Here is a 4926-nt window from a genome sequence, read left to right on the forward strand (position 1 = left end):
ATTATTGAAGATTAGGAGTCTTTTTAATATTAAAATTTAATTAATGCAACACTAGTGTTATTTTTTATATATGTTTTTGTTGGGGTTAACTCGTAATCAAACAGTAATTAAAACGTAATTGATTTTCTATTGCGCTTTATTTTTTTGCATGTTGTAATGAAAGAAAAGGAACGAAGTCGTTAGAAAGGGTCGTATAGATGAATGAACAGCAGGTAGAAAATAAAATTAATCTGTCATATACGTTAGAAAACTTGAAGTCGTTGCTTTTACAAATTTGTGATCGTGAAAATACGTTTTCACATCAACAGCTTGTTTATTGGTGTGATAAATTCACGCTTTCTCATCATGAGTATGAAATGGATGAGCAAAAGTGGTTAGATGATGTGTTAAGTGAAGACAAAGTAAAGTATGAACGAGCAAAGGCGTATGGAGTGGCAAAGGATATAAGCTGGAAATGGTACTTTTATATGTTAAAAGGTACAAGTTATCAAGATGTACAAGATGAAGATTTATCTCACATAGATCTTCCAGGAGATTTGTATGTAAAATGGTTAACAGAGTTATATTTGTGAAAAGAAGTTGTTTCCAATGTGGAGCAACTTTTTTGTGTGTAAAACATAGTAAATAAGTAGGGGATAAATCGGTAAGTAAGACTAGCTATTTATGTAATAAATCCTTATGTAAAGAGGAAATTAACAAGATCAAAGATGTTTGAAAAAATAGACTTTATCTTTTTGAGATATCCTAGTTGACTTATTGGTTTTACTGTATTAAAGTGAAAGATACGTTGAAAAGAAAAGTAAGAAAATGGGAGGTTAAAAGATGAATACATTGCTTATCATTGTAAACATTGCAATTTTACTATTGATTATATTGGGTTTATTTACGATGCAGAAAAAACATGTATCATTTTCAAAGCGTGTATTTACAGCCCTTGGAGTAGGGATTGTATTTGGATTTGCTTTACAACTCATCTATGGAGCAGGGTCGGATATTATTAAGACGACTGCTGATTGGTTTAACATTGTAGGAAGCGGTTATGTGAAGTTTTTACAAATGATTGTTATGCCATTAGTATTTATTTCAATTGTTGCAGCATTTACTCGTTTGAAGCTAACGAATAATATTGGGAAAATTAGTGGCCTTATTATTAGTATTTTAATTGGAACAACAGCGATTGCGGCTGCAGTTGGTATTGCGACTACGTTAGGTTTTAATTTAGAAGCGGTACAAATTGAACAAGGTGATGCTGAAATTGCTCGTGGTCAAGCGTTAGAAGAGAACATGGTAGGTCTTGAAGGTAAAACAATGCCACAGCAAATTTTAGAGCTTCTTCCTGCTAATCCGTTTTTAGACTTTACAGGAGCACGTCCAACGTCAACGATTGCAATTGTTATTTTTGCAGCCTTTATCGGTCTTGCTTATTTAGGGGTGAAACGTAAGAAACCTGAAGAAGCAGAGATGTTTGCTAAAATTGTCGATACGTTCTATGCGATTGTAATGCGTGTCGTTACGTTAATTTTACGTCTTACTCCTTATGGTGTTTTAGCGATTATGACGAAAACGGTCGCGACAAGTGATTTTAATGCAATTGTAAGTTTAGGGAAATTCGTTGTCGCATCTTATGTTGCATTAGCGATTATGTTTATGATTCATTTATTACTATTAACAGTAGTAGGATTAAATCCACTCACATATGTGAAAAAAGCTTTGCCGGTTTTAACATTTGCGTTCACGTCACGTACGAGCGCAGGAACATTGCCATTAAACATTAACGCACAAACAAAACAAATGGGTGTACCAGAAGGAATCGCTAACTTTGCAGGTTCATTCGGTTTATCAATCGGTCAAAACGGTTGTGCAGGTATTTACCCAGCGATGTTAGCAGTGATGATTGCACCGACGGTTGGAATTGATCCACTGTCACCGTCATTCATCGCATCATTAATTGCGATTGTGGCAATTAGTTCATTTGGTGTTGCAGGTGTTGGTGGTGGTGCGACATTTGCAGCATTATTAGTTCTTTCAGCAATGAATCTACCAGTTGCATTAGCTGGGTTATTAATTTCTGTTGAACCGTTAATTGATATGGGGCGTACAGCAGTGAACGTAAGTGGTAGTATGACAGCTGGGATTGTGACGAGTAAAGTAACGAATGAACTTGATACAAACACATACAATGATCGTACGATTGAAGCAGAAACAGTCGATGCGTAATAAAAAAGGTTGATCACTCGTTTCACGAATGATCGACCTTTTTATTTTGTACATACAGCAATGCCGATTGGGTAATGCAAGCCTTCTCGTCCTGGTTCAACGAGTACGCCTTTTTGATAATAAAAATCGACTTGGCTATAGCTTGTGAATAACTGCTTGAATTCTTCCTCTGTTAATTGATGTACATGAAATGGCTCTAGCGTTGGTTTTCCTCTTCCTGAACCAAATGGTGTTGAAATAACAAGTGTTCCGCCAGGCTTTAGCATCTGAAAAATGTTATTCATGTATTGTGCTTCATTTTCAATATGCTCTAATGTTTCAAAGCTTACGATGACGTCGAATTGTCCAAGTTTTTCAGGAAGAGAAGGATCAACGGCATCAGCTTGCACAAACGTCACAGAAGGGTGATAATAGTGAGCATTTGCGTATTTAATTGAATCCCCGTCTATATCTATACCTACAATCTCGTTAATCCGCTTTTTTGCAGCTTTTGCCATTGATTGACTACCAAATCCGCTTCCACAAGCAAAATCAAGCACTCTTCCTTTTACATAATGAATCGCGAAATGATAGCGTGCGAGGTGTTCGAGTAGCATTCCGTTAGTAGGCTTCATTAATTCAGGGATCATTCGTTCTCCTGTGTACTTTAGCATTATGTTCTCCTTTAGTGAATATGTTCTTTCTATTTTACCATATTTGCTAGATGTAAGCGGAGGGAGACAGAGGAGTGTTGTTTTTTTAAAGGTTGTTTTTGCGTTCTTGTTCACATTAACAATAGTCTTAGAAAAAGGCATAGCTGAAATCTTTCTGTTTATGATGGTGAATTTGTTGTAAGAAAGTACAAAACATTTAAGATCACGAGGATAACTAAAATAGCTAATACTACCTTTTTCGAAACTATACCTCCTTTAAATGGTCGCATCTTACTCTATTAATTTGTATTTAGAAAAACAATCATCTCTACGAAAACATCCTTTAAAATCATTCTCGTTAGTGAAATAATAGAAGAATGATGTCGATTCATTTTTTGGAATTTTTAAATAAATAAGTTGATTTTAGGTGAGAGAATGATAGAATAGTTTTTGTAAGCGTTTCCAATATATAAGGGAGGTATAGGGTTATGCAAAATATTGGTACAAAATCAGTTGAAGTGAGTGCGAAGTTAGCGAATTTTTTAACAGGTGTAAAACAGCTTTATATTAATGGTGAATGGGTTGATTCGTTATCAGGTAAGACGTTTGAAACGATGAATCCAGCAACTGGAGAGAAATTAGCAGAAGTGGCTGAAGCGAACTCTGAAGATATTGATCGTGCAGTGAAAGCAGCAAGAGAAGCGTTTGATAACGGACCTTGGTCGAAGATGGGTACAGCTGAACGTAGTCGCTTAGTTTACAAGCTTGCAGATTTAATGGAAGAAAATAAGCTAGAGCTTGCTCAACTTGAAACGTTAGATAATGGTAAACCGCTTCGTGAGACGTCGAATGCAGATGTACCGTTAGCAATTGAACATTTCCGATATTTTGCTGGTTGGTCGACAAAAATTGTTGGACAAACCATTCCTGTACAAGGAAACTATTTTAACTATACTCGTCATGAAGCAGTAGGAGTTGTTGGACAAATCATTCCGTGGAACTTCCCATTGCTAATGGCAGCATGGAAGCTAGGTGCAGCGCTGGCGACAGGTTGTACAGTCGTTTTAAAACCAGCAGAGCAAACACCATTATCTGCTTTATATTTAGCAAAGCTAGTTGAAGAAGCAGGGTTTCCAAAAGGAGTCTTAAACGTTGTACCAGGTTACGGTAAGACAGCTGGTGCACCACTTGTTGATCATCCTCTTGTTGATAAAATTGCTTTTACAGGATCAACAGCTGTTGGAAAATACATTATGAAGCAAGCGAGCGATTCTTTAAAACGTGTAACACTGGAACTTGGAGGAAAGTCACCAAATATTATCTTACCTGATGCAGACTTATCAAAAGCGGTACCAGGTGCATTAATGGGTGTCATGTTTAACCAAGGGCAAGTATGTTGTGCGGGTAGTCGTTTGTATGTTCAAAAAAGCTTATATGATAACGTAGTCGCAGACTTAGTGTCACAAGCGAAGTCAATTAAACAAGGACACGGACTAGCACAAGATACAACGATGGGACCACTAGTATCTGCTGAACAACAAAAGAGAGTAAAAGGATACATTGATAAAGGAATTGAAGAGGGAGCAGAAGTGTTGACAGGTGGAAATATTCCATTTGATAAAGGGTATTTCGTAGAGCCGACCATTTTTGCTGATGTCAATCATTCCATGACGATTGCACGTGAAGAAATTTTTGGTCCAGTTGTAGCGGCTATGCCATTTGACGATTTAGATGACCTTATTTCAAAAGCAAATGACACATCATATGGATTAGCTGCAGGGATTTGGACGCAAGACCTTAAGAAAGCTCACTACCTTGCTCATGGAATAAAAGCAGGAACGGTGTGGGTAAACTGCTACAATGCGTTTGATGCTGCGAGTCCGTTCGGTGGATATAAACAATCAGGTATTGGCCGTGAAATGGGAAGCTATGCACTTGAAAACTATACAGAAGTGAAGAGTGTGTGGATTAACATGGACTAACTGTTCACTCGTGATAAAGAAAAACCCCTGTGAGCGAGAATGAACTGCCCCCTGTCAAGTAGACAGTGGAAATAATAAAAATGATTTAAGCGGCT

Annotated in this window: 4 protein-coding genes; 3 read left to right on the plus strand and 1 reads right to left on the minus strand. The window is 37.0% G+C overall.

Features of this window, described 5'->3' with window-relative positions; genetic code table 11:
* Positions 1–197: 197 nt before the first annotated feature.
* Together DIS06_RS19800 and DIS06_RS19805 are read left to right on the plus strand one after the other, a co-directional pair.
* Entirely contained in the window at positions 198–572 is a 375-nt protein-coding gene (locus DIS06_RS19800) for a hypothetical protein (protein ID WP_110114961.1), read from the plus strand.
* Between the two features lie 250 nt (positions 573–822).
* The gene (locus tag DIS06_RS19805; protein WP_110114962.1) at positions 823–2217 is read left to right on the plus strand and encodes an L-cystine transporter; all 1395 of its coding nucleotides are present in this window, start codon (positions 823–825) and stop codon (positions 2215–2217) included.
* Between the two features lie 41 nt (positions 2218–2258).
* On the opposite strand, the gene DIS06_RS19810 is transcribed toward DIS06_RS19805, so the two are convergent.
* The gene (locus DIS06_RS19810; protein WP_110114963.1) at positions 2259–2870 is read right to left on the minus strand and encodes a class I SAM-dependent methyltransferase; all 612 of its coding nucleotides are present in this window, start codon (positions 2868–2870) and stop codon (positions 2259–2261) included.
* Positions 2871–3337: 467 nt separating this feature from the next.
* On the opposite strand from DIS06_RS19810, the gene DIS06_RS19815 reads away from it, so the two are divergent.
* Entirely contained in the window at positions 3338–4831 is a 1494-nt protein-coding gene (locus tag DIS06_RS19815; RefSeq protein WP_110114964.1) for an aldehyde dehydrogenase family protein, read from the plus strand.
* Positions 4832–4926 lie beyond the last annotated feature (95 nt).

Origin of the sequence: Bacillus sp. CGMCC 1.16541, from assembly GCF_003184905.1 — a bacterium.
Classification (GTDB): Bacteria; Bacillota; Bacilli; order Bacillales; family Bacillaceae_H; genus Priestia.